Origin of the sequence: Acidovorax sp. M2(2025) (assembly GCF_049330835.1) — a bacterium.
In the GTDB taxonomy this organism is placed as follows: Bacteria; Pseudomonadota; Gammaproteobacteria; order Burkholderiales; family Burkholderiaceae_C; genus Acidovorax.
Window position 1 is genome coordinate 1,837,617 of the sequence record NZ_CP186262.1, and the last position, 20,451, is coordinate 1,858,067.

The following is a 20,451-nucleotide window of genomic DNA, read 5'->3' on the forward strand; positions in this document are numbered from 1 at the left end:
AAGTCTTTTTCAGTCTGCCGGCGCGCAGGTGCGGGCGCCAGGCGGGCAGGTCAGGGGCGGATCATTGGACGGAGTGGGCGCCGCGCGCCGGCGCGTGGCGGGCTTCCAGGCTCGCCACCACCTGGGCCGCGTTCTTCGAGGTGCATACGTCCTGCGGCAGGTTCAGGCCCATGGCGCGCACATAGGCATCGCCGCCGTTCTCGTCGATGGCCATCATGTGGTGCATGCACATCTTGCCGTCCTCGGCGCAGCGGTTGAGCACCTTGTCGTACAGCCCGTCCTCCACGCTGGCGAAGCGCTGCACGGGGTCGCGCTCGCTGGGCTGCGCCAGTTGCAGGTAGGCCTTGCGGTCCAGCGCCTTGCCTTCTGCGCGGGCGGCGGCCACCCACTGGTCAAAGTCCTGCTGGGCCAGGCCGTGGAACTTGAAGGTCATGCCCGAAAAGCCCTTGCCGCTGTAATGCGAGGCCATGCCGGGGAACACGCCCGGCCGGTTGATGACCGCGTTGAGCTCGGTCTGCATGCCCGGCATTGCGTAGATCATGCCCGCCAGGTCCGGCACGTAGAACGCATTCATCGTGGACGTGGCCGTGAGCTGGAACAGGATGGGGCGGTCCACCGGCGCAGCCAGTTCGTTGACCGTGGCGATGCCTTGTTCGGGGTAGAAGAACAGCCATTTCCAGTCCATGGCCACCACCTGCACCACCAGCGGGGTGGATTGCGCATCCAGCGCCTTGGTGGACGAGATGCGGTCCAGGGGGCGGTACGGGTCGAGCTTGTGCGTGCCGATCCAGGTGAGCGCGCCCAGGGCGATGATGATCATCAGTGGCACGGTCCAGATCACCAGTTCCAGCGTGGTGGAGTGGTGCCAGTCGGGGTCGTAGTCGGCCTCGGTGTTGGCGCTGTTGTTCTGGCGGTATTTCCAGGCGAACCACAGGGTCAGGGCAATGACCGGCACGATGATGATGAGCATCAGCAACGTGGCCTGGATGACCATGTGGCCTTGTTGCGAGGCGATGTCGCCTGCGGGGTTCAGGACGACGGCTTTGCTGCAGCCGGCCAGGCCGCCGGCAGCGGCCGCAGCGGCCAGCCAGGCAGGCGCGCGGGAAAGAGTGGATATGGACATGGAGGTTGCGCAATCGGGGCGCTTGTCGAGGGCCGGTTCCGCGCGGCTGCCGGTCACGGCAGCCCGCAGGCGACCCCTGGGGTAAACGCGGATAACGAAGTGACCGCGAATGTAATAGCGCTAGCTTTTTTGTCCATGGGACATTTTGTCCAAGGTCAAAGTCTTGGCGCTCGCCAGGGTCGGCCCGGGCCCTTGCCATGCGGCGTTGTCCTGCGCCTGACATAGTGAAACCGCACTTGTGGCGGATTGCGCTTGGGTGTAGAACGGTGTTGCCTTTTTCACACAACGACCAGGAGATCGGTTCATGAGCAGCCCTGCCTTTGCCAGCTACCCTGCGGCCGGCTTTGAAGAAAGCCCCGCCTCCCTGTCCCGGGCTGATACGCACGAAGACGTGACCCCCAGCGAAATCGCCGTGGGCGTGATCATCGGACGCTCGTCGGAGTACTTTGACTTTTTCGTTTTCGGAATTGCCTGCGTTCTGGTCTTTCCATCGTTCCTGTTTCCCTTCCTGTCGCACCTGGACGGGACCTTGATGTCGTTTGCCCTGCTGGCGGTGGCGTTTGTGGCGCGGCCGGTGGGCACCGCGATTTCGATGGCCGTCCAGCGGCGCTGGGGGCGGGGCACCAAGCTCACCCTGGCGCTGTTCCTGCTGGGCGTGTGCACCGTGGGCATGGCGTTCTTGCCCGGCTACAAGGACGCGGGGATGGCGGCGGTGATCGCCCTGCTGGTCCTGCGCATCGGCCAGGGGCTGGCGCTGGGCGGTTCGTGGGACGGCCTGCCATCTCTGCTGGCCATGTCCGCGCCCAGGAACCGCCGCGGCTGGTACGCCATGATCGGGCAGTTGGGCGCTCCGCTGGGCTTTGTGCTGGCCGCCAGCCTGTTTGCCTATCTGTACAGCAGCCTGAGCGTGCAGGAGTTTCTGGCCTGGGGCTGGCGCTACCCGTTCTTCGTGGCCTTTGCCGTGAACGTGGTCGCGCTGTTCGCGCGGCTGCGCCTGGTGGTGGGGCAGTCCTACGCCGAACTGCTGCAAGAGCGCGAACTGCAGCCCGTGCCGGTGAGCCGGGTGGTGCGTGACGAGGGCAGCAACGTGCTGCTGGGGGCGTTCGCGGCGCTGGCCAGCTTTGCGCTGTTCCATCTGGTCACCGTGTTTCCGCTGTCGTGGATCACGCTGTATTCGGAGCAGCCGGTCACGCAGATCCTGGCGGTGCAGATCGTGGGCGCCTTCCTGGCCGCCGGGGCGATCATGGTGTCCGGCTGGCTGTCGGACCACCTGGGCCGGCGCAAGCTGCTGGGCGGCATGGCGGTGCTGATCGGCGTGTTCAGCTTCATGGCGCCGGTGCTGCTGAGCACCGGCGAGGTGGGCAGCACCATGTTCCTGCTCCTGGGCTTTGTGCTGCTGGGGCTGTCGTACGGCCAGGCTTCCGGCACGGTCACCGCCAACTTCTCGCCCCAGTACCGCTACACCGGGGCGGCGCTCTCGGCGGACCTGGCCTGGATCATCGGCGCCGCGTTTGCGCCGCTGGTGGCCTTGTACCTGTCGGCCCAGTTCGGCCTGCTGGCCGTGACGGTGTACCTGCTGTCCGGGGTGGCCTGCACGCTGGGCGCGCTCAACCTGAACCGGCGCATGGAGCGCCGCGACCGGTAAGAACGGAGGTGGGCTTCACCCCCGCGTGGGAGTAAGATTGCTATCAAAATGAGAGCTTCTAGCGCTTGGTAGTAAAGGGCTGGATGCCGAAATGACCTGATTAGTTACTTGTCTCAGATACCACTCCATCCGTTCGGGCTGAGCCTGTCGAAGCCAGGGCTTGCAGCGCGCGTGCAAGGCTTCGACAGGCTCAGCCCGAACGGGTGGGGAAGAGAAAGCGTCTGAGGTAGGTCGCTCATCAGGCGAAATGACCAAAAAACGCCCGGTTCTGCCGGGCGTTTTGCCGTGGCGGAGCCGCTGCCGCCCTCAGTCCTGGGGCCGGAAGCCAATGGTCAGCGAGGGCGGCACGCGGCCATCCACGTCGCGGGGCAGGGTCTCGGTCTTGTCCAGGGCGCGCAGCACGGCGTCGTCCCAGGCCCGGTTGCCGCTGGACTGCACCAGGCGCTTTCCCACGATGGTGCCGTCGGGCGCCAGGCGCACCTCCACTTCGGCGCGCGGATTGCCCGAGATGGCATCGGGGTACACGATGTTGGGCTTGACCTTGGCGGCCACCTTGCCGCCGTAGGCGCCGGAAGGACCCCGAGTTTCTTTGTCCTTGCCGGTCGCATTCTCGCCACCGGTGGCTCCGGCCAGGCCCTGGATGCGGCGCAGGTTGGCTTCGCGCAGCTCGGCCAGCTGCTTGGCCTCGGCGTCTGCCTTGCGCTTGGCCGTTTCGTCGGCCTTGCGCTTGTCCTCGGCGAGCTTCTTCTGCTTTTCCTGCTCGGCCTTCTTTTGCTCGGCCAGCTGCTTCTCGCGCAGCTCCTTTTTCTCCTTCTCTTTTTCCTTTTCCTTCTCTTTTTGCAGGCGCTCTTTCTTCTCCTGCTCCAGGCGTTCGCGGCGCTCTTCTTCCTTGCGCTCGCGCTCACGCTTTTCGCGCTCTTGCTGTTGTTCGCGCGCCTTCTTTTCCTGCTCCAGGCGCTTCTTTTCGCGCTCGATGGCGATGTCGGCCTCGCGCGTGTCGTTCGGCTCCGCCGTCCGCACGGGGGGCGGGGGCGGGGGCGGGGGGGGCGGTGGCGTGGCTTGCTGCACGGGCGGCGGGGGGGGAGGCGGTGGCGGCTCCACGGCGCGGGGCGCCGCCTGGGTGGGCACGGCGGCCCACAGTTCCGCCTCGACCGCGGGCTGGTCTGCAGTGTTTTTCCAGTTGACGCCCCAGGTCAGCGCGCCGATCAGCACGGCATGCACCAGCACCGCCAGGGCGACGGCGCGCAGCCGCGCCGGCGGCTCGGGGGGGGCAAACTGGTCGCGGTCGTTGTGGTGGTCGTGCATGGGGCGGGGCAACAAAGGCGCAGGCGGCTTATCCGCCCTGCTTGACGGACAGGCCCACGCGCTGCACGCCGGCCTTTTGCAGCGCGTCCATGGCCTTGACCACGCTTTCGTACTGCACGCCCTTGTCGGCCGTGATGACGACGGCGCTGGTGGCGTTCTCGTCCTGGGCCTTCTGCCAGCGGCTGGCCGCCTCGCCGATCTCGCGCTGGTTCAGGCTGCGGGTGGCGTCGGGGGTCTTGAACTGCAGCGAGCCATCCTTGTTCACGATGACCTGCGCCACCACCTTGGGCATGTTCTTGCCCTTGCCCACGCTGGGCACGTCGACCATGCCGGGCGTGAGCATGGGGGCTGTCACCATGAAGATGATGAGCAGCACCAGCATCACGTCGATGAAAGGCACCATGTTGATCTCATTGATGGTGCGGCGGCCTCGGCCGCGGGAGGCAAGGGCGGGCATGGGCGAGTCTCTCCGTTCAGTGGCCCGACGCCGTGTGGCCCGCGGGCTGCGCGCCCAGGTTGCGCTGCAGGATGTTGGAGAACTCTTCGATGAAGGTCTCCTGGTGGGTGGCGACGCGGTCGATGTCCCGGGCGAAACGGTTGTAGGCGATCACGGCCGGAATGGCGGAGAACAACCCGATGGCGGTGGCCACCAGGGCCTCGGCAATGCCGGGCGCCACGGTGGCAAGCGTCACCTGCTCCATGCCCGCGAAGCCGGTGAAGGCATGCATGATCCCCCACACGGTGCCAAACAGGCCCACATACGGCGACACGGAGCCCACCGAGGCCAGGAACGAGAGGCTGGACTCGACCACGTCCATCTCGCGCTGGAAGCTCGCGCGCATGGCGCGGCGGGCGCCGTCCAGCAAGGTGCCGGGGTCGGTGATGCGGCGTTCGCGCAGCTTCTGGTACTCGCGCATGCCGCTGGCGAAGATGCGTTCCATGGGGCCCGCGTGCTTGGCGTTCTGGGCGGCGCTGGCGTACAGGTCGTTCAGGCTGGTGCCGGACCAGAACTCCCGCTCGAAATCCTCGTTGAGGGCCTTCACCCGCTTGAGCGCGAACAGCTTGCGGAAGATGGCGGCCCAGCTCGCCACCGACACGCACAGCAGCAGCAGCATCACGAGTTGCACCACCCAGCTGGCGTGCAGCACCAGGGAGATGATGGACATGTTTTGGGAGTTCATGGTGTGAGTTGTTCCAGAAGGGAGCTCGGAATGCGGGCGGGGCGCAGGGTGGTGGCGTCAACCCATCCGATGCGGATGGTGCCTTCGGTCAACAGCGTCGGTGTCTGTACGGTCATCTGCTCTGGTTTCAGGAGCGCCTGCTGCAGTATTGTCAACGATGCGCGGCCACTGCTCTGCAAAGCGGCGGTAACAATGAGTTCGTCATCCAGGCGCGCCGGCCGGTGGTAGCGCAGCTGTGCGTCGGTTACGACAAACATCCCGCCCGTTTGTTCCCGCAGCCGCTGCTGGCCCACGCCCAGCGAGCGCAGCCACTCCGTGCGGGCGCGCTCAAAGAACTTGAGGTAGTTGGCATAGAACACGATGCCCCCGGCATCGGTGTCCTCCCAGTAGACGCGGATGGGAAACTCGTACCCCATGCCGCTTCACCCCAGCAGCTTGCGCAGCCGTGCGACCGACTCTTGCAGCTGCGCCATCGAGTTCGCCGTGGACAGGCGGATGAAGCGCTGCGTCTCGGCCGTGCCGAAGTCGCGCCCTGGCGTCACGGCAATGTGCGCGCGGCGCATCAGCTCGAACGCGGTGTCCCAGCTGCCCTGCACGCCCAACTGCTGCGCGGCCTGGGTGCAGTCCGCCCAGGCGTAGAACGCGCCATCGGGCATCACCGGCACGGTGAGGCCCAGGGACTGCAACGCGGGGATGAAGAAGTCGCGCCGGGCCTTGAACTCGGCGCGGCGGCGTTCGTATTCAGCGATGCTCTCGGCCTCGAAGCAGGCCAGCGCCGCGTGCTGCGACACCGTGCTGGCGCAGATGAACAGGTTCTGCGCCAGGCGCTCCACCACCGGCACCATGGCTTCGGGCACCACCATCCAGCCCAGGCGCCAGCCGGTCATGTTGAAGTACTTGCTGAAGCTGTTGATGCTGATGATGGTCTCGTCAATCGAGAGCGCCGTGTGCCCGAACTCTTCTTCGTACGACAGGCCCAGGTAGATCTCGTCGATCATCGTGATGCCGCCGTGCGCGCGCACCACGTCATGGATGCGGCGCAGCTCGCCGAGCGCAATGGAGGTGCCGGTCGGATTTGACGGCGATGCCAGGAGCACGCCACGCGTTTTCTCGTTCCACGCCGCACGCACCTTGTCGGCGCTCAGCTGGTAGCGCTCGGCCGCCGTGGTGGGCAGCAGCACGGCCCGGCCTTCTGCGGCGCTCACGAAGTGGCGGTTGCAGGGGTAGCTGGGGTCGGGCATCAGGATCTCGTCGCCTGCCTCGATGAGCGCCAGGCACGCGAGCTGCAGCGCGGCGGATGCGCCGGCCGTCACCACGATGCGGCGGGCGGGCACGTCGACGCCGAAGCGGCTTTGGTACCAGCCGCTGATGCGCTCGCGCAGCGCGTCCAGCCCCAGGGCGTTGGTGTACTGCGTGGCGCCCTCGCGCACGGCGCGTGCCGCGGCCTCCTGCACCAGCGGCGGCGCGGTGAAGTCCGGCTCGCCGATGTTCAGGAAGATCATGGGCTCGCGCGTGCCGGCCACTTCGCGGGCCAGGGCCTGCGCGGCCTTGGCCACTTCCATCACGTAGAACGGTTCGATGCGCTCGGCGCGCGTGGAAAACTTCATCGGAAAGGGTCCTGCCCGTGCGGGTCGGGCGTGGTTCGGAGACGGAGCTCCGGGTGGCACCGCGGGGCGCGTACCCGGGCTGGCGGCGCGGTCAGGCGCCCTCGGGGGATGTGCCGGCCGCTGGCGACGCGCCAGAGGCCTTGTCGGCGCCAACCTCGGCCGCGCGCAGCTTGGGCGCCAGGCCGTTGAGCACGCCGTTCACATACTTGTGGCCGTCGGTGCCGCCAAACTCCTTGGCCAGCTCGATGCACTCGTTGAGCACCACGCGCCAGGGCACGTCCATGCAGTGCTGGAACTCGTACACGCCGATCCACATGGTGGCGTGCTCGATGGGCGAGATCTCGGCCATCTTGCGGTCCAGCAGCGGGGTGATCAGCGCATCCATGTCGGCCGCGGTGGCGATGCAGCCGTGCAGCAGCGCGTCGTAGTGCGCCGAGTCGGCCTTGTGAAAGCCCGCCAGGTCGCGCGTGAAGGTGTCGATCGCCTCGGGCGAGTTGCCGCCCACCAGGTGCTGGTACAGCGCCTGCAGCGCGAACTCGCGCGCACGGCTGCGGTTGGACTTGGACGCGGCCTTGCGCGCGCCGGTGGACGTCACGCCCGTGCGGGGCTGGCGCGGCGGGCGCGGGGGCGTGCCGGAGGAAGAGGGGGTGTTCTCGCTCATGACAGATCGTCCAGCAGGTGGGCCATCTCCACCGCCACGCGGGCCGCGTCCACGCCCTTTTCGGTCTGGCGGGCGATGGCTTGCTCCATGTTCTCGGTGGTGATGATGGCGTTGGCGATGGGCACCTGGTAGTCCAGCGACACGCGCGACACGCCCGCGCCGGACTCGTTGGCCACCAGTTCGAAATGGTAGGTCTCGCCGCGGATGATGCAGCCCAGGGCGATCAGCGCGTCGTACTCGTCCGCCTCGGCCAGGGCCTGCAGGGCCACGGGCACTTCCAGCGCGCCGGGCACCAGCACGTGCTTGATGTTCTTTTCCTGCACGCCCATCGCCAGCAGCTCGGCGCGGCAGGCGCTGGCCAGGGAGTTGGTGATGCTTTCGTTGAAGCGGGCCTGCACGATGCCGATGTGCAGCTTCTTGCCATCGAGCCGGTCCGCCGTTCCTTTTTCTGCGCCAAACATGGTGATCCTGTTCTTGTCTTTACTCTTTGGGGATGAATCCGGTGATTTCGAGGCCGTAGCCCGCCATGCTGGGCATGCGGCGCGGCTGGCCCATCAGGGCCATCTTGTGCACGCCGCATTCGCGCAGGATCTGGGCGCCCACGCCGTAGGTGCGCAGGTCCATGCGGCCGCGCTCGGGCGCCTGGGCGGAGCGGGCGGTGCCTTCAAACTGGGCCAGCAGCTGCGCGGCGCTTTCGCCGCAGTTGAGCAGCACGGCCACGCCCTTGCCCTGCGCGGCCAGATACTGCAGGCTGGTGTCCAGGCTCCAGGAATGCATGGAGCGGTTGACTTCCAGAGCGTCCAGCACCGACAGCGGCTCGTGCACGCGCACGGGCACCGAGTCGCTGGCGTCCCACGCGCCCTTGACCAGGGCCAGGTGCAGGGCCTGGCTGGGCTTGTCGCGGAAGGCATGGGCGGTGAAGGTGCCAAACGCCGTCTTCAGCTCGCGCTGGCCCACCTTTTCGACCAGGGATTCGTTGCGGCTGCGGTATTCGATGAGGTCGGCAATGGTGCCGATCTTCAGCCCATGCTCGGCGGCGAACAGCTGCAGGTCCGGCAGGCGGGCCATGGTGCCGTCGTCCTTCATGATCTCGCAGATCACCGCAGCGGGGCTGCAGCCGGCCATGGCGGCCAGGTCGCAGCCGGCTTCGGTGTGGCCTGCGCGCATGAGCACGCCGCCTTCCACGGCCTGCAACGGGAAGATGTGGCCGGGCTGCACCAGGTCGCTGGCCTGCGCGTTGGGGGCCACGGCGGCCTGCACGGTGCGGGCGCGATCGGCGGCGGAGATGCCGGTGGTCACTCCTTCGGCCGCCTCGATCGACACGGTGAAGGCCGTGCCCATCTTGGTGCCGTTGCGCGCCACCATGGGCGGCAGCTGCAGGCGCTCGCAGCGCTCGCGCGAGAGCGTGAGGCAGATCAGCCCCCGGCCGAAGCGGGCCATGAAGTTGATGGCCTCGGGTGTGACGTGGTCCGCCGCCAGCACCAGGTCGCCTTCGTTCTCGCGGTCTTCTTCATCCACCAGGATGACGATGCGCCCGGCGCGCATCTCGGCCACGATGTCTTGCACCGGCGAGATGGGCACCGGGGTGAGGGGGGAATTCATGAGAGGGATGCTTTCGTTGGGGCCACCGCGGGCGGCGGGTTGGCGGGGCGCTGCAGTGCAGGTTCCTCTGGCGGAGGCTCGGCGCCTCCAGAACCACCCAAAGAACATGCGATACGGCGCTGCCGCACGTCGCAGGTGCAGCGGCCAGGCTGCCGCATCTGCAGAGCAAAGGTGTGATTTTAGTTCACGGCGGTGCCTTTGCGCGGCCTCCCGGTGGCGCGGGCGTTGCCCAGCTTGCGCCGCCTCAAGCAACGGAGAGAGCGGGGGGCTCCTGAGCGGGTTCAGATCGTGAACACGTTCTCAGATCGCCGAGCCCTGGATCACCACGTCAGACGCCGGGTAGGCCACGCAGGGCAGCACACAGCCCTCGGCCTTTTCCTCGGCCGAGAGGCCGGGCCACTCGATGGCGTAGCGCACCGTGCCCTCGACCAGGTGGCCGATGCAGGTGCGGCAGGTGCCGTTGCGGCAGGAACTGGGCCAGTCGATGCCGCCTTGCTCCAGGGACAGCAGCAGTGGCTGCTCGGGCCAGGCGTCGCACTGCAGGCCGTCGGGCTCGACCTTGGCGATGAAGAACGGGGCGGTGGGCGGTGTGGTGGGGGCGGTCATGCGGACAGGACGGTGGGTTGGGTTGCCTGGGGTGCGGTGCAGGCATGGCCCCACACCAGCAGCAGGTTGTTGGCGGGCAGGGCGTGGCGCTGCAGCAGGGCCAGGCCGGCGGCGGCGGCCGTGGCCGCCACGTCTTCGAGGCGGCGCAGGCCCCAGGCGCTGTCCTGCGCGCGCAGGCTGGCGTCAAACGCCGCATTGCTGGGCGCGGTCGGCGCGCCGTCTTCCAGGTAGGGCCCGTAGGTGACGAGCCGTCCGCCTGGAGCCAGGTGGCGCGCGGCGCCCTGCATCAGCGCGGCGCAGCACGCCCAGGGCGCAATGTGCAGCATGTTGGCGCAGTAGACCAGGTCGAATTCGGCCCCGAAGGCCGGGCCCTCGTCGGGCCAGGGGCTGTGCAGCACATCCAGGCGCCGCGGGACCTGCACGTTGGCCGCACCGCGGTGGGCCGCCCAGCCGGTGATGGCGCCGAAGTGATCGGCCTGCCGGTCGGTGGGCTGCCATTGCCAGCCGGGCAGGGCCGCCGCAAAGTGGGCCGCGTGCTGGCCGGTGCCGCTGGCCACCTCCAGCGCGCGGCCGGTGGGGCCCAGCAGGGCCTGCAGCTGGGCCAGGATGGGGCCCTGGTTGCGCTCGGCCGCGGGGCTGTGGGGAAGATCGGGGTCTGATTTTTGCATGTTTTTGGCCTCCAGCCCTTGCTGGGAAAGCGCTGGAAGCTATGAATTTTGCAGCATCCGCAGGGCGGCGGCCCCGACTGTACCGCGGCACGCAGGTCCGTGCCCGCTGCCTTCTTTTTCAGCAGGCCTGACGCGGCCCTTGCAAATCAAGCACTTACGCCGGCCATACAGGGCTTGTCCAGAGTTATCCACAAAATTGTTCAGCGCGGGGTGGGATAACTGCGATGGCGAAGGGGCTCCGGCCGGGAGGGCTGTGGTTGCCTTCTTTTTTTGCAATGCAAGGATAGTCCTTCAAAATCAAGCACTTAGGCATGCGATCCAAGGCTTTTTCAAGGTTGTCCACAGCGTTGTCCAGTGCGCGCAGGGATAACCAGGAGGTGGGGGAAGGGGTGGTTGATTAAAAATTGAGCAATCTGGCGTAGTGCATTACAAATCAATGACTTGGCGCGGCCATACAGGACTTGCCAAAACTTATCCACACGATTGTCCAGCGCCTGCAGGGATAACCCGCAGGCGCCCTGCCAGTGCTGCTTTTTCAGTCCGTCACCTTCACGCCCTTCCAGAACGCCACACGGCCGCGGATCTGTTCGGCCTCGGGCTTGGGGTCGGCGTAGAACCAGGCTGCGTCGGCGTTCAGCTCGCCGTTGACCAGCAGCGAGAGGTAGCTGGCCTGGCCTTTCCACGGGCAGGTGCTCTTGTGGTTGCTGAAGGTGAAGAACGCGCGGTTCAGGGCGCTGTCGGGGAAATAGTGGTTGCCCTCGACCATGACCGTGTCGTTGCTTTCGGCGAGGACAACGCCGTTCCAGGTGGCTTTCATGCGGACTCCTTGAAAAAAATTGGGGGATGGCCTTGCGGCGGGGCGCGGGCAGCGGCCGCAAAGGGTTGCGTTCGGCGCTGCGGCCACCAAGAATGGGCGGATGAGCAACCTGCCCGATTATTCCCACGGGGTCGCCTGCGTGCGCGGCCAGTATGTCCCCATCAGCGAGGCGGCCATCCCCATCACCGACTGGGGGTTCCTGCGGTCGGACGCAACCTATGACGTGGTGACGGTGTGGGACGGCGCGTTTTTCCGCCTGGACGCGCACCTGGAGCGGTTCCTGGCCAGTTGCGCGCGCTTTCGGCTGGACCCGGGGCGCTCGGCCGGCGAGATCACCGCGGTGCTGGAGCAGTGCGTGCGCCTGTCGGGCCTGCGCAACGCGTATGTGGAGATGATCGTCACCCGCGGCCAGCCGCCCTGGGGCTCGCGCGACCCGCGCCAGGCGGTGAACCAGTTCTACGCATTTGCCGTGCCGTATGTGTGGATCGCCAACGAAGCGCAGCGCGCGCAGGGCCTGCACCTGGTCGTGAGCGACGTGCAGCGCATCCCCGCCCAGAGCGTGGACCCGCGCGCCAAGAACTACCACTGGAACGACCTCACCATGGGCCTGCTGGGTGCGCTGGACGCGGGCGGCGACACGGTGGTGCTGACCGATGCCGCGGGCCATGTGGTGGAAGGGCCTGGTTTCAACGTCTTTTGCGTCACCGCGCAGGGCACCGTGGTCACGCCGGCCCAGGGCGTGCTGGAAGGCATCACGCGCCGCACGGTGATCGAGATGGCGCAGGCGCTGGGCCTGCCGCTGGAGGTGCGCGACCTGCCTGCGGCGCAGCTGCGGGCGGCGCGCGAGGTGTTCCTGTCCACGTCCGGCGGCGGCGTCTTGCCCGTCACCCGCGTGGACGGCCGGCCCGTGGGCGATGGCACCGTGGGCCCCGTGGTGCGCCAGCTGGTGCAGACGTACTGGGACTGGCACCGTGACCCGCGCCTGAGCCGGCCGGTGAACTACCAGGCGACCGGCGGGAGTGCTGCCGCCAGCGCCGCGCCGGCCTGAACCTTTTGGAGCCCTGCCGCTCCGGAGTCGCCAACGCAACCAGCGCCGCGCCCCCGGTGGCTTACAGTGCCCCGCGCGGCGCGCGTGCGCCAGCCCATCCTTTTCGGCAAACACACTGGAGAACCTGCATGAGCATTGATTTCAAGGGCCGCGTGGCCATCGTGACCGGCGCGGGCGGCGGCCTGGGCCGCCAGCATGCACTGGCCCTGGCGGCGCGCGGCGCCAAGGTGCTGGTCAACGACCTGGGCGGCGCGGTGGACGGCAGCGGCGGCACGGTGACGGCGGCGCAGGCCATGGTGGATGAGATCCGCGCGGCGGGCGGCGAGGCGCTGGCCAATGGCGCATCGGTCACCGACTTCGCGGCCGTGGAGGCCATGGTGCAGCAGGCCATCGACGCCTGGGGCCGCGTGGACATCCTGGTCAACAACGCCGGCATCCTGCGCGACAAGTCGTTCGCCAAGATGGACATGGCCGACTTCAACCTGGTCGTGCAGGTGCACCTGATGGGCGCAGCCCACTGCTGCAAGGCCGTGTGGCCGCACATGGTGGCGCAGCAGTACGGCCGCATCGTGATGACCACCTCGTCCACCGGTCTGTACGGCAACTTCGGCCAGGCCAACTACGGCGCGGCCAAGCTCGCGCAGGTGGGGCTGATGCAGACGCTGGCCATCGAGGGCGCCAAGTACAACATCCACGTCAACGCCCTGGCCCCCACTGCCGCCACGCGCATGACCGAAGGCCTGATGCCGCAGGAAGTGCTCGACGCCCTGAAGCCCGAGGCCGTGGTGCCCGCCATGCTGGTGCTGGCCCACGAGAGCGCGCCCACCCGCACCATCCTGTGCGCGGGCGCGGGCACCTTTGAGGCGGCCCACATCACCCTCACGCAGGGCATTCACTTGGGGCTGGGCGCCGAGGTGCCTGAGCAGCTGGCCGCCCGCCTGGCCGAGGTGACGGACCGCTCGGGCGAGCAAGTACCACAAAGTGGCGCGGCGCAGGGCACCAATGAAGTCGGAAAGGCCCTGGCGGCCAGGGTTTAAGCCAGGTCCGTACGCGCCAGCCAGCTCCGTGCTAAGTTCCGGGCCGACAAAAGACGACGGATCGGTATAAGCACATGAGCACACTGCACGAGAGACTGGCCGCCTACCCGGCGGATGCCCTGGGGGGGATTCGCCGCGGCATCGAGAAAGAAGGGCTGCGCGTGCTGCCCACGGACGGGCTGGCCCTCACGCCCCACCCGCTGGCACTGGGCTCGGCCCTCACGCACCCGCTGATCACCACCGACTACAGCGAATCGCAGCTGGAGCTGATCACGGGCGCGCACCGGGGCGTGGAAGACTGCCTGGATGAGCTGACCGAGGTGCACCAGTTCGTGCACCATGTGCTCAAGGACAGCGGCGGCGAGCTGCTGTGGGCGTCCAGCATGCCCTGCGGGCTGCCCACGGACGAAACCATCCCGCTGGCGCGCTACGGCGGCTCCAACATCGGCCGCGCCAAGAGCGTGTACCGCATGGGCCTGGGCCACCGCTACGGCCGGCGCATGCAGACCATCTCGGGCATCCACTACAACTGGTCGCTGCCCGGTGTGACGAGCGAGCAGTACTTTGCCCTCATCCGCAACTTCCGCCGGCATGCCTTTGTGCTGCTGTACCTGTTTGGCGCCTCGCCCGCGCTGTGTCCGTGCTTTGTGGAGGGGCGCGAGCACGGCCTGCAGCGCATGGAAGGCGGCAGCGCGCTGTACCTGCCCCACGCCACCTCGCTGCGCATGGGCCGCCTGGGCTACCAGAGCGATGCCCAGGCCACGCTGGCCGTGAGCTACAACGGCCTCACGGGCTACGCCAATTCGCTGCACGAGGCCCTCACCAAGCCTTACCCGGCCTACGAGGCCCTGGGCGTGCGCAACCCGGGCGGCGACTACAACCAGCTGGGCACCAGCCTGCTGCAGATCGAGAACGAGTTCTACGGCACCATCCGCCCCAAGCGCACCGTGCGCACGGGCGAGCGCCCCTTGCACGCGCTGCGCGAGCGCGGCGTGGAATATGTGGAGGTGCGCCTGATGGACCTGGACCCGTTCGTGCCCGTGGGCATCACGGCGCAGACCATGCGGCTGCTGGACGTGTTCCTGCTGCACTGCCTGCTGTCCGACAGCCCGCCCGACACGCCGGCCGAGATTGCCGCGCTCAAGCAGAACCAGCACCTCACGGCCGAGCGCGGGCGCGAGCCCGGCCTGCTGCTGCAGCGCGGCGGCGAACGCGTGCGGCTCGCCGACTGGGGCACGCAGGTGCTGGACGAATGCGCCCCGCTGGCCCAGGCGCTGGACGCACAGCATGGCAGCGGCGACTACAGCGCTGCGCTGCGGGCGGCGCGGGCGCTGATGGCCGCGCCGGATGAAACGCCCTCGGCCCGCGTGCTGCAGTCCATCACCCAGCAGCACGGCCACAGCTTCGAGGCCTTTGCGCGCGAATGCTCGGTGCAGGCGCAGAACGCCTTGCTGGCCCGGCCCTGGACGCCGCAGCAGCAGGCCCGCTATGCGGCCCTGGCCGAGGAATCCATCGCCGCGCAAAAGACCATCGAGGCCGCCGACACGCTGCCGTTCGAGGCCTGGCGCGAGCAGTACATGGCGGTGAAAGAACTGGGATGACCCCCTGAGCGGCTGCGTCGCTTTCCCCAAGGGGGACGCCAGCAGCCCTGGCAAAGCCCGTTCCACGGTGGCACGGGCCTTGGACCGCGCCGGTTCCAGGCGGCGCCTGCCGCTTGGCAGAGTGGTTTGATGCTATTAATTTGATAGCTGTCGGCGATTGTCCATCAAGCGCTAGAGGCCGATTGGGTTTGGATTTCAGCCCTGCAATTGCAGCAGCGCTTCCTGCCGCCAGTATTCAGCCGCGTCGAGGAACCCCTCCCACACACAGCCATTGCAGCCCCGGCCGCAGCAGCTCGTGGGCTCGGGTGGCGGGTGGCGCAGGGGGATGCCCGCCAGCGCGGCGCGCTCCTGCAGCCCGCGGAACATGGCCTGCGCCGAGGCCGCGTCCACTGCAGGCGCGGGGGGCGCGAGGGGGCCCGACGCGGCGGCCGTGCTCATGGACGGCCGGCGTCCTTGCGCTGGCGGGCCCGCCGCACGGCCCACTGCACCACAAAGGCCAGCCCCAGCACCAGCGCAAACCAGCCCACCACGGCCGCCTGGCCCATCATCTCGCGCACGCTGTCCGACCGCGCGATGTAGGGTGCGAGCAGGATCACCAGCCCGATCAGGGCGCAGGTCACGCCTTTGAACAGCATTTCCTGGTCGGCTTTGCGGCGGGTCGGGGTGGGCAGGGGCATGGCGGCGGGCGTGGGCAACAGGGACCGCGATTATCCTTGCCCCTTTTCAGCGAAAGAACGAAAGCCCCGCATGGCCATCCAGTGGTTCCCCGGTCACATGCACCTGACCAAGAAGGCGATTGCCGAGCGCATCAAGGACATCGACGTGGTGATCGAGGTGCTGGACGCGCGCCTGCCCGGCTCCAGCAGCAACCCGCTGCTGGCCGAGCTCACCGGCCACAAGCCCACGCTCAAGGTGCTCAACAAGCAGGACGTGGCCGACCCCGCGCGCACCCCGCTGTGGGTGGACTGGTACAACGCCCAGAGCGAAACCCGCGCCGTGCCGCTGGATGCGTCCGACCCCGCGCCTGCGCGCAAGCTCATCGACGCCTGCCACCTGCTGGCGCCCAGCCGCGGCGGCATGGCCAAGCCCATGCGGGTGCTGATCTGCGGCGTGCCCAACGTGGGCAAGTCCACGCTCATCAACACGCTGTCCAACAAGCGCCAGGCCAAGACCGGCGACGAGGCCGGCATCACCAAGATCGAGCAGCGCATCACCCTGGCCGACGACTTCTACCTGTGGGACACGCCCGGCATGCTGTGGCCGCGCATCATCGTGCCCGAGAGCGGCTACAACCTCGCCGCCAGCGGCGCCGTGGGGCGCAATGCCTACGACGAGGAACTGGTGGCGCTGGAGCTGCTGCGCCGCCTGCAGACGCACTACGCGCCGCTGCTGGAGGCGCGCTACAAGCTGGGCCTGCCTGCGGACGCCATCGCCGCGCTGCAAGACGACGAATTGCTCGAAGCCATCGGCCGCAAGCGCGGCGCCATGATGGGCGGCGGGCGGGTCAACCTGCAGAAGGCGGCCGAGATCGTGCTCACCGACTTCCGCACCGCCATCCTGGGCCGCATCACGCTGGAGACGCCGCAGGAGTTTGAAGCCTGGCGCACGGCCGGGCTGGCCCAGGATGCCCAGCGCCAGGCCAAGAAGGACGCACGCGCCAAGGCCAAGGGCAAGGGATCGGGCCGGCGCGATGCGCCCGAGGCCGGCGAATAGGCCCCGGCGCAGCCACCGCCCGTTGCCGCTGCCGCGGTGCGGTGCCGCCCGGGGGTTCCGGTTACCATGCCCGACTGGCTGTTTTTTCTTGATGCACATCAATGCCCGCCGCCGTCCCCCGGTCTTTTGAGCGAGTCGATGCCACCACCGCGCAGCTGGTGCTGGCGGGCTCGTGGGCGGTGCTGGTCATGGGCAGCGTGATCGCGGTCTTGCTGGTGCTGCTGGACCAGGCGCTGGCGTGGGTTCCCGTGCTGCTCAACCTGGCCGCTGCAGCGCTGGGCGGCGCCGGCGTGCTGCTGGGCCGGCGCCAGCGCTGGGACATGGCGGCGCTGGTGCTGATCTGGGGCGTGTGGTGCGTGGCCGCGCTGGTGGCCGCCAACAACGGCGGGCTGCGCGGGCCGAACCTCTTGAACTTCCCCGTGCTCATCGTCTTTGCCGGATGGGTGCTGGGCGCCCGGCACACCCTGGTGCTCACCGGCGTCACGGGCGTGCTGTTCGTGTTCTTCGTCTGGGCGGACGTGCAGGGATGGCTGCCGCCCGCGCGGTACGGCAACCGTGCCGCCTACATGGTGTACCTGAGCGGCATCCTGGCCGTGACGGCGGCGGCCACGCTGCTGTCGCGGCGCAGCTACGTGGGCCGGGTGCGCGAGGCCCAGCGCACTGCCAGCAGCCTGGTGGCCACCGACGCCGAGCTGCGCAAGCTGCAGCGCGCGGTGGAGCAAAGCCCCGAGAGCATCGTCGTCACCGACCTGCAGGGCCGCATCGAATACGTCAACGCCGCCTTTGTCGCGCGCACGGGCTTCGCGCGCGAGGAAGTGCTGGGCCAGCCCACGGAGCGCTTTTCCGGCAACGGGCTCACCGCGGCCCAGCAGCAGGGCCTGCGCGACACGCTGTCGCGCGGCGAGAACTGGGCGGGTGAGCAGGTCAACCGCCGCAAGGACGGCACCGAGATCGTCGAGGCCGTGGTGGTGGCCCCTATCCGGCAGCCCGACGGGCACGTCAGCCACTACGTGGAGCTCAAGCAGGACGTCACCGAGCGCAAGCGCGCCGCGCAGGAGATCCACCGCCTGGCGCACTTCGACAGCCTCACCAGCCTGCCCAACCGCTTTGCGCTGATGGAGCGCCTGTCCGCGCTGCAGAGCCGCCCGGGCCGCACGCCCACCACCCAGCACGCGCTGCTGCTGCTGGACCTGGACCGCTTCACCACCTTCAACGACGCCCGCGGCAGCGAGATGGGCGACCGGCTGCTTTGCGCGGTGGCCCTGCGCCTGTCGGAAATCCTGCCGCCGCAGGGTCTGCTGGTGCGCGTGGCGGGCGATGAGTTCGCGGTGGTGCTGCACGGCCTGGGGGCCGATGCCGTGCGGGCGGGCCGCCGGGCGCTGGACTTTGCCGACCGGCTGCAGGCGGTGCTGCTGCGCCCCCTGCACCTGCAGGACAACGATGCGGAAGAAGCGCAGCTGGGCGCGAGCGTGGGCATTACGCTCTACCCGCAAAGCGCCGAAGACGGCGCGCAGGACGCGCTGCGCCGCGCCAGCACCGCCCTGCACCGGGCCAAGCAGGCGGGCGGCGGGCGGGCCGCGTTCTTCGAGCAGGGCATGGGCGAGGCCGCCGAGCAGCGCTTTCGCGTGGAGCGCGAGCTGCGCCAGGCCATCAGCGCCGGCGAACTGCGCCTGTACCTGCAATCGCAGGTGGACGTGCAGGGGCGCATCACCGGGGCCGAGGCCCTGGTGCGCTGGCAGCACCCGCGCGACGGCCTGGTGGCGCCCGGCGTGTTCATCCCCGTGGCCGAGGAGTCGGATCTCATCGTCCACCTGGGCAACTGGGTGCTGGCCCAGGCCTGCGCGCTGCTGGCCCAGCCCGTATTCCGCGACCGGCGGCTGCGCCTGTCCGTCAACCTCAGCGCGCGGCAGTTCCGGCAGGCCAGCTTTGTGCCGCAGCTGCGCGCGCTGCTGCTGTCCTCGGGCGCGGACTCCCGGCTGCTCACGCTGGAGGTGACCGAGGGCCTGGTCATCGACGACTTCGACGATGCCGTGGGCAAGATGCACGCGCTGGCCGCACTGGGCGTGGACATCTCGCTCGACGACTTCGGCACGGGCTATTCCTCGCTGGCCTACCTCAAGCGCCTGCCCATCCAGGAAATCAAGATCGACCGCTCGTTCGTGCGCGATGCGCCCAACGACGCCGACGACGGCGTGCTGGTGGAAGGCATCTTGTCGGTGGCCCGGCATTTTGGGCTGCGCGTGGTGGCCGAAGGCGTGGAGACGCCCGAGCAGGCGCAGTTCCTGAGCCAGCGCGCGCCCGGCATCCTCCACCAGGGCTACCTGTTCGGCCGCCCCGAGCCGCAGGCCGACTGGCTGGCCCGCGCCTGCGCCCCCGGCGAGGCCGGCCCGGGGTTATGACGGCGTGAAGGCGTTGAAACGAAGATTTTGATAAAAATGGCTTCCAGCGCTTATGGGATAAGCGCTAGCAGCTATTGTTTTGGTAGCAAATCAAACCCGCCACGGGGCTGTGCCGCCAGCTAGGCCCCCGCGCCTTCCACGGCGCGCGGCGGAATGCCGCGCAGTGCGCGCACCGCCAGCCGCTGGTCGTACGCCAGCGCCAGCGCATTGAGCACCGCGATGCCGCCGCCCAGGGCGCAGGTGGCGCCCCAGCCGCCCCAGAGCCAGGCCACCGAGCCCAGCGCCGACCCCGTGGCCGCGCCCGTGAAATAGCTGGTCATGTACACCGCGTTGAGGCGTGCCCGGGCCGTCGGGTCCAGCCGGTAGATCACGTTCTGGTTGCTGATGTGCACGCCCTGCAGCGCCAGGTCGACCACCAGCATGCCCACCACGAACCACATCAGGCTGCTGGCGCCCAGCCACAGGGCGCCCCAGCCCAGCAGCAGCAGGCCCACCGACGCGGCCGTGGCCACCTGGGCCTGGCCCCGGTCCGCCATGCGCCCGGCCACATTGGCCATGAGCGCCCCCGCCACGCCCGCCAGCCCCACCAGGCCGATGCCCGCATCGCCCAGCCCGTGGGCCGGCCCCGCCAGCAACAGCGCCATGGTGGAAAACAGCACGCTGACCGAGGCAAACGACAGCCCGCCCAGCAGCGCCCGGCTGCGCAGGCGCGGGTGGCGCAGGGCCAGCGTGCCCAGCGACCGCAAGACCTGCCCATATCCTTGGGCCTGAGCCGCGTTTTGCGAGCGCGGCATCACCCACCACAGCGCCAGTGCCACGGCCACCATGGCCACGCCCGCCACGCGGTACACCAGCGTCCAGCCGCCCAGTTCCGACAACAGGCCCGCCACGCTGCGCGCGGCCAGAATGCCCACGAGCAGCCCGCTCATCACCAGCCCCACCGCGCGCCCGCTGCGCCCCGGCGCTGCCAGCGTGGCCGCCAGCGGCACCAGCACCTGCGCCGCCACCGAGAACAGCCCCGTGAGCGCCGTGCCCAGCGCCAGCATGGCGTAGCTGCCCGCAAACCCGCTGGTAAACAGCCCCAGAGCCGCCAGCAGCATCAGCGTGGTGATCAGCCGCCGCCGCTCCAGCAGGTCACCCAGCGGCACCAGCAGGAGCAGGCCCGCCGCATAGGCCACCTGCGCCAGCGTGACGATGAGCGCGGCCGACGCATCGCGCACCTGCAGCTGCGTGGCGATGGAGTGCAGCAGCGGCTGGTTGAAATAGTTGCTGCCCGCACACAGCCCGCAGGCCGCGGCCATGAGCAGCAGCACCGGCGTGCCAAGACCGGGGGCCTGCGCGGGGGCGCCGCCCGGCGCCGGGGTGGAAACGGGTTGCGAGGAAGAGGGGGTGCCTGGAGTGCTCATGCCGCAGGAGGGTGGGTTGGACGGTGGGCCGG

21 protein-coding genes are annotated in these 20,451 nt (G+C 68.8%); 6 read left to right on the top strand and 15 right to left on the bottom strand.

Features of this window, described 5'->3' with window-relative positions; translation table 11 throughout:
- Nucleotides 1-61: 61 nt before the first annotated feature.
- Complete coding sequence (gene cyoA, locus ACOYR3_RS08400) at nucleotides 62-1,123, bottom strand: ubiquinol oxidase subunit II (protein WP_422845993.1); 1,062 nt, start codon at nucleotides 1,121-1,123, stop codon at nucleotides 62-64.
- Between the two features lie 304 nt (nucleotides 1,124-1,427).
- On the opposite strand from cyoA, the gene ACOYR3_RS08405 reads away from it, so the two are divergent.
- On the top strand, nucleotides 1,428-2,768 hold the full coding sequence (locus ACOYR3_RS08405) for an MFS transporter (protein ID WP_422845994.1): 1,341 nt from the start codon (nucleotides 1,428-1,430) through the stop codon (nucleotides 2,766-2,768).
- Between the two features lie 306 nt (nucleotides 2,769-3,074).
- On the opposite strand, the gene tolA is transcribed toward ACOYR3_RS08405, so the two are convergent.
- The 11 genes from tolA to ACOYR3_RS08460 form a co-directional block, all read right to left on the bottom strand.
- On the bottom strand, nucleotides 3,075-4,073 hold the full coding sequence (gene tolA, locus ACOYR3_RS08410) for a cell envelope integrity protein TolA (RefSeq protein ID WP_422845995.1): 999 nt from the start codon (nucleotides 4,071-4,073) through the stop codon (nucleotides 3,075-3,077).
- A gap of 28 nt (nucleotides 4,074-4,101) precedes the next feature.
- Nucleotides 4,102-4,530 carry an ExbD/TolR family protein gene (locus ACOYR3_RS08415; protein WP_422845996.1) on the bottom strand — a complete coding sequence of 143 codons (429 nt, stop codon included), beginning with the start codon at nucleotides 4,528-4,530 and terminating at the stop codon, nucleotides 4,102-4,104.
- A 16-nt stretch (nucleotides 4,531-4,546) separates the two neighbouring features.
- The gene (gene tolQ, locus ACOYR3_RS08420; protein ID WP_422845997.1) at nucleotides 4,547-5,254 is read right to left on the bottom strand and encodes a protein TolQ; all 708 of its coding nucleotides are present in this window, start codon (nucleotides 5,252-5,254) and stop codon (nucleotides 4,547-4,549) included.
- Nucleotides 5,251-5,670 (bottom strand): tol-pal system-associated acyl-CoA thioesterase, encoded by a 420-nt coding sequence (gene ybgC / locus ACOYR3_RS08425; protein ID WP_422845998.1) that lies wholly within the window; start codon nucleotides 5,668-5,670, stop codon nucleotides 5,251-5,253. Before ybgC ends, tolQ begins: the two co-directional genes overlap by 4 nt.
- Nucleotides 5,671-5,676: 6 nt before the next feature.
- On the bottom strand, nucleotides 5,677-6,861 hold the full coding sequence (locus ACOYR3_RS08430; protein WP_422845999.1) for a pyridoxal phosphate-dependent aminotransferase: 1,185 nt from the start codon (nucleotides 6,859-6,861) through the stop codon (nucleotides 5,677-5,679).
- Between the two features lie 91 nt (nucleotides 6,862-6,952).
- Nucleotides 6,953-7,522 (bottom strand): transcription antitermination factor NusB, encoded by a 570-nt coding sequence (gene nusB, locus ACOYR3_RS08435; protein WP_422846000.1) that lies wholly within the window; start codon nucleotides 7,520-7,522, stop codon nucleotides 6,953-6,955.
- On the bottom strand, nucleotides 7,519-7,983 hold the full coding sequence (ribH, locus tag ACOYR3_RS08440; protein ID WP_422846001.1) for a 6,7-dimethyl-8-ribityllumazine synthase: 465 nt from the start codon (nucleotides 7,981-7,983) through the stop codon (nucleotides 7,519-7,521). The genes nusB and ribH overlap by 4 nt, the downstream gene beginning before the upstream one ends.
- Before the next feature lie 19 nt (nucleotides 7,984-8,002).
- On the bottom strand, nucleotides 8,003-9,124 hold the full coding sequence (gene ribBA, locus ACOYR3_RS08445) for a bifunctional 3,4-dihydroxy-2-butanone-4-phosphate synthase/GTP cyclohydrolase II (protein ID WP_422846002.1): 1,122 nt from the start codon (nucleotides 9,122-9,124) through the stop codon (nucleotides 8,003-8,005).
- Nucleotides 9,125-9,424: 300 nt separating this feature from the next.
- Nucleotides 9,425-9,730 (bottom strand): 2Fe-2S iron-sulfur cluster-binding protein, encoded by a 306-nt coding sequence (locus ACOYR3_RS08450; RefSeq protein WP_422846003.1) that lies wholly within the window; start codon nucleotides 9,728-9,730, stop codon nucleotides 9,425-9,427.
- Nucleotides 9,727-10,398 (bottom strand): DUF938 domain-containing protein, encoded by a 672-nt coding sequence (locus ACOYR3_RS08455; protein ID WP_422846004.1) that lies wholly within the window; start codon nucleotides 10,396-10,398, stop codon nucleotides 9,727-9,729. The genes ACOYR3_RS08450 and ACOYR3_RS08455 overlap by 4 nt, the downstream gene beginning before the upstream one ends.
- Before the next feature lie 535 nt (nucleotides 10,399-10,933).
- Nucleotides 10,934-11,215, bottom strand: coding sequence for a DUF427 domain-containing protein (locus tag ACOYR3_RS08460; RefSeq protein WP_422846005.1), 282 nt, complete (start codon nucleotides 11,213-11,215; stop codon nucleotides 10,934-10,936).
- Nucleotides 11,216-11,315: 100 nt separating this feature from the next.
- Here ACOYR3_RS08460 and ACOYR3_RS08465 point away from each other — a divergent pair, with 100 nt between their 5' ends.
- The 3 genes from ACOYR3_RS08465 (at nucleotide 11,316) to gshA (ending at nucleotide 14,901) form a co-directional block, all read left to right on the top strand.
- A complete protein-coding gene (locus tag ACOYR3_RS08465; RefSeq protein ID WP_422846006.1) occupies nucleotides 11,316-12,263 on the top strand; it encodes an aminotransferase class IV in 948 nt (315 codons plus the stop codon).
- A 128-nt stretch (nucleotides 12,264-12,391) separates the two neighbouring features.
- On the top strand, nucleotides 12,392-13,300 hold the full coding sequence (locus ACOYR3_RS08470; protein ID WP_422846007.1) for an SDR family oxidoreductase: 909 nt from the start codon (nucleotides 12,392-12,394) through the stop codon (nucleotides 13,298-13,300).
- Between the two features lie 74 nt (nucleotides 13,301-13,374).
- Nucleotides 13,375-14,901, top strand: a complete 1,527-nt coding sequence (gshA, locus tag ACOYR3_RS08475) for a glutamate--cysteine ligase (protein ID WP_422846008.1) — start codon at nucleotides 13,375-13,377, stop codon at nucleotides 14,899-14,901.
- 195 nt (nucleotides 14,902-15,096) lie between these two features.
- Here the strand turns inward: gshA and ACOYR3_RS08480 are convergent, their stop codons facing one another.
- The gene (locus ACOYR3_RS08480; protein WP_422846009.1) at nucleotides 15,097-15,339 is read right to left on the bottom strand and encodes an oxidoreductase-like domain-containing protein; all 243 of its coding nucleotides are present in this window, start codon (nucleotides 15,337-15,339) and stop codon (nucleotides 15,097-15,099) included.
- A complete protein-coding gene (locus ACOYR3_RS08485; RefSeq protein ID WP_422846010.1) occupies nucleotides 15,336-15,578 on the bottom strand; it encodes a hypothetical protein in 243 nt (80 codons plus the stop codon). Before ACOYR3_RS08485 ends, ACOYR3_RS08480 begins: the two co-directional genes overlap by 4 nt.
- A gap of 70 nt (nucleotides 15,579-15,648) precedes the next feature.
- On the opposite strand from ACOYR3_RS08485, the gene ylqF reads away from it, so the two are divergent.
- Together ylqF and ACOYR3_RS08495 are read left to right on the top strand one after the other, a co-directional pair.
- The gene (gene ylqF, locus ACOYR3_RS08490; RefSeq protein WP_422846011.1) at nucleotides 15,649-16,614 is read left to right on the top strand and encodes a ribosome biogenesis GTPase YlqF; all 966 of its coding nucleotides are present in this window, start codon (nucleotides 15,649-15,651) and stop codon (nucleotides 16,612-16,614) included.
- Nucleotides 16,615-16,715: 101 nt separating this feature from the next.
- A complete protein-coding gene (locus ACOYR3_RS08495) occupies nucleotides 16,716-19,013 on the top strand; it encodes a putative bifunctional diguanylate cyclase/phosphodiesterase (RefSeq protein WP_422846012.1) in 2,298 nt (765 codons plus the stop codon).
- Nucleotides 19,014-19,132: 119 nt separating this feature from the next.
- Here ACOYR3_RS08495 and ACOYR3_RS08500 read toward each other — a convergent pair whose 3' ends face one another.
- Nucleotides 19,133-20,419: an MFS transporter gene (locus ACOYR3_RS08500; RefSeq protein WP_422846013.1), complete on the bottom strand. Its 1,287-nt coding sequence runs from the start codon at nucleotides 20,417-20,419 to the stop codon at nucleotides 19,133-19,135.
- Nucleotides 20,420-20,451 lie beyond the last annotated feature (32 nt).

Coding starts and splice junctions, on each gene's coding strand:
- ACOYR3_RS08495 (WP_422846012.1), top strand. CDS start 16,716: ATGCCCGCCGCCGTCCCCCGGTCTTTTGAGCGAGTCGATGCCACCACC.
- ACOYR3_RS08485 (WP_422846010.1), bottom strand. CDS start 15,578: ATGCCCCTGCCCACCCCGACCCGCCGCAAAGCCGACCAGGAAATGCTG.
- ACOYR3_RS08480 (WP_422846009.1), bottom strand. CDS start 15,339: ATGAGCACGGCCGCCGCGTCGGGCCCCCTCGCGCCCCCCGCGCCTGCA.
- ACOYR3_RS08415 (WP_422845996.1), bottom strand. CDS start 4,530: ATGCCCGCCCTTGCCTCCCGCGGCCGAGGCCGCCGCACCATCAATGAG.
- ACOYR3_RS08500 (WP_422846013.1), bottom strand. CDS start 20,419: ATGAGCACTCCAGGCACCCCCTCTTCCTCGCAACCCGTTTCCACCCCG.
- gshA (WP_422846008.1), top strand. CDS start 13,375: ATGAGCACACTGCACGAGAGACTGGCCGCCTACCCGGCGGATGCCCTG.
- ACOYR3_RS08460 (WP_422846005.1), bottom strand. CDS start 11,215: ATGAAAGCCACCTGGAACGGCGTTGTCCTCGCCGAAAGCAACGACACG.
- tolA (WP_422845995.1), bottom strand. CDS start 4,073: ATGCACGACCACCACAACGACCGCGACCAGTTTGCCCCCCCCGAGCCG.
- nusB (WP_422846000.1), bottom strand. CDS start 7,522: ATGAGCGAGAACACCCCCTCTTCCTCCGGCACGCCCCCGCGCCCGCCG.
- ylqF (WP_422846011.1), top strand. CDS start 15,649: ATGGCCATCCAGTGGTTCCCCGGTCACATGCACCTGACCAAGAAGGCG.
- tolQ (WP_422845997.1), bottom strand. CDS start 5,254: ATGAACTCCCAAAACATGTCCATCATCTCCCTGGTGCTGCACGCCAGC.
- ACOYR3_RS08405 (WP_422845994.1), top strand. CDS start 1,428: ATGAGCAGCCCTGCCTTTGCCAGCTACCCTGCGGCCGGCTTTGAAGAA.
- ACOYR3_RS08465 (WP_422846006.1), top strand. CDS start 11,316: ATGAGCAACCTGCCCGATTATTCCCACGGGGTCGCCTGCGTGCGCGGC.
- cyoA (WP_422845993.1), bottom strand. CDS start 1,123: ATGTCCATATCCACTCTTTCCCGCGCGCCTGCCTGGCTGGCCGCTGCG.
- ACOYR3_RS08470 (WP_422846007.1), top strand. CDS start 12,392: ATGAGCATTGATTTCAAGGGCCGCGTGGCCATCGTGACCGGCGCGGGC.
- ribBA (WP_422846002.1), bottom strand. CDS start 9,124: ATGAATTCCCCCCTCACCCCGGTGCCCATCTCGCCGGTGCAAGACATC.
- ACOYR3_RS08430 (WP_422845999.1), bottom strand. CDS start 6,861: ATGAAGTTTTCCACGCGCGCCGAGCGCATCGAACCGTTCTACGTGATG.
- ACOYR3_RS08455 (WP_422846004.1), bottom strand. CDS start 10,398: ATGCAAAAATCAGACCCCGATCTTCCCCACAGCCCCGCGGCCGAGCGC.
- ribH (WP_422846001.1), bottom strand. CDS start 7,983: ATGTTTGGCGCAGAAAAAGGAACGGCGGACCGGCTCGATGGCAAGAAG.
- ybgC (WP_422845998.1), bottom strand. CDS start 5,670: ATGGGGTACGAGTTTCCCATCCGCGTCTACTGGGAGGACACCGATGCC.
- ACOYR3_RS08450 (WP_422846003.1), bottom strand. CDS start 9,730: ATGACCGCCCCCACCACACCGCCCACCGCCCCGTTCTTCATCGCCAAG.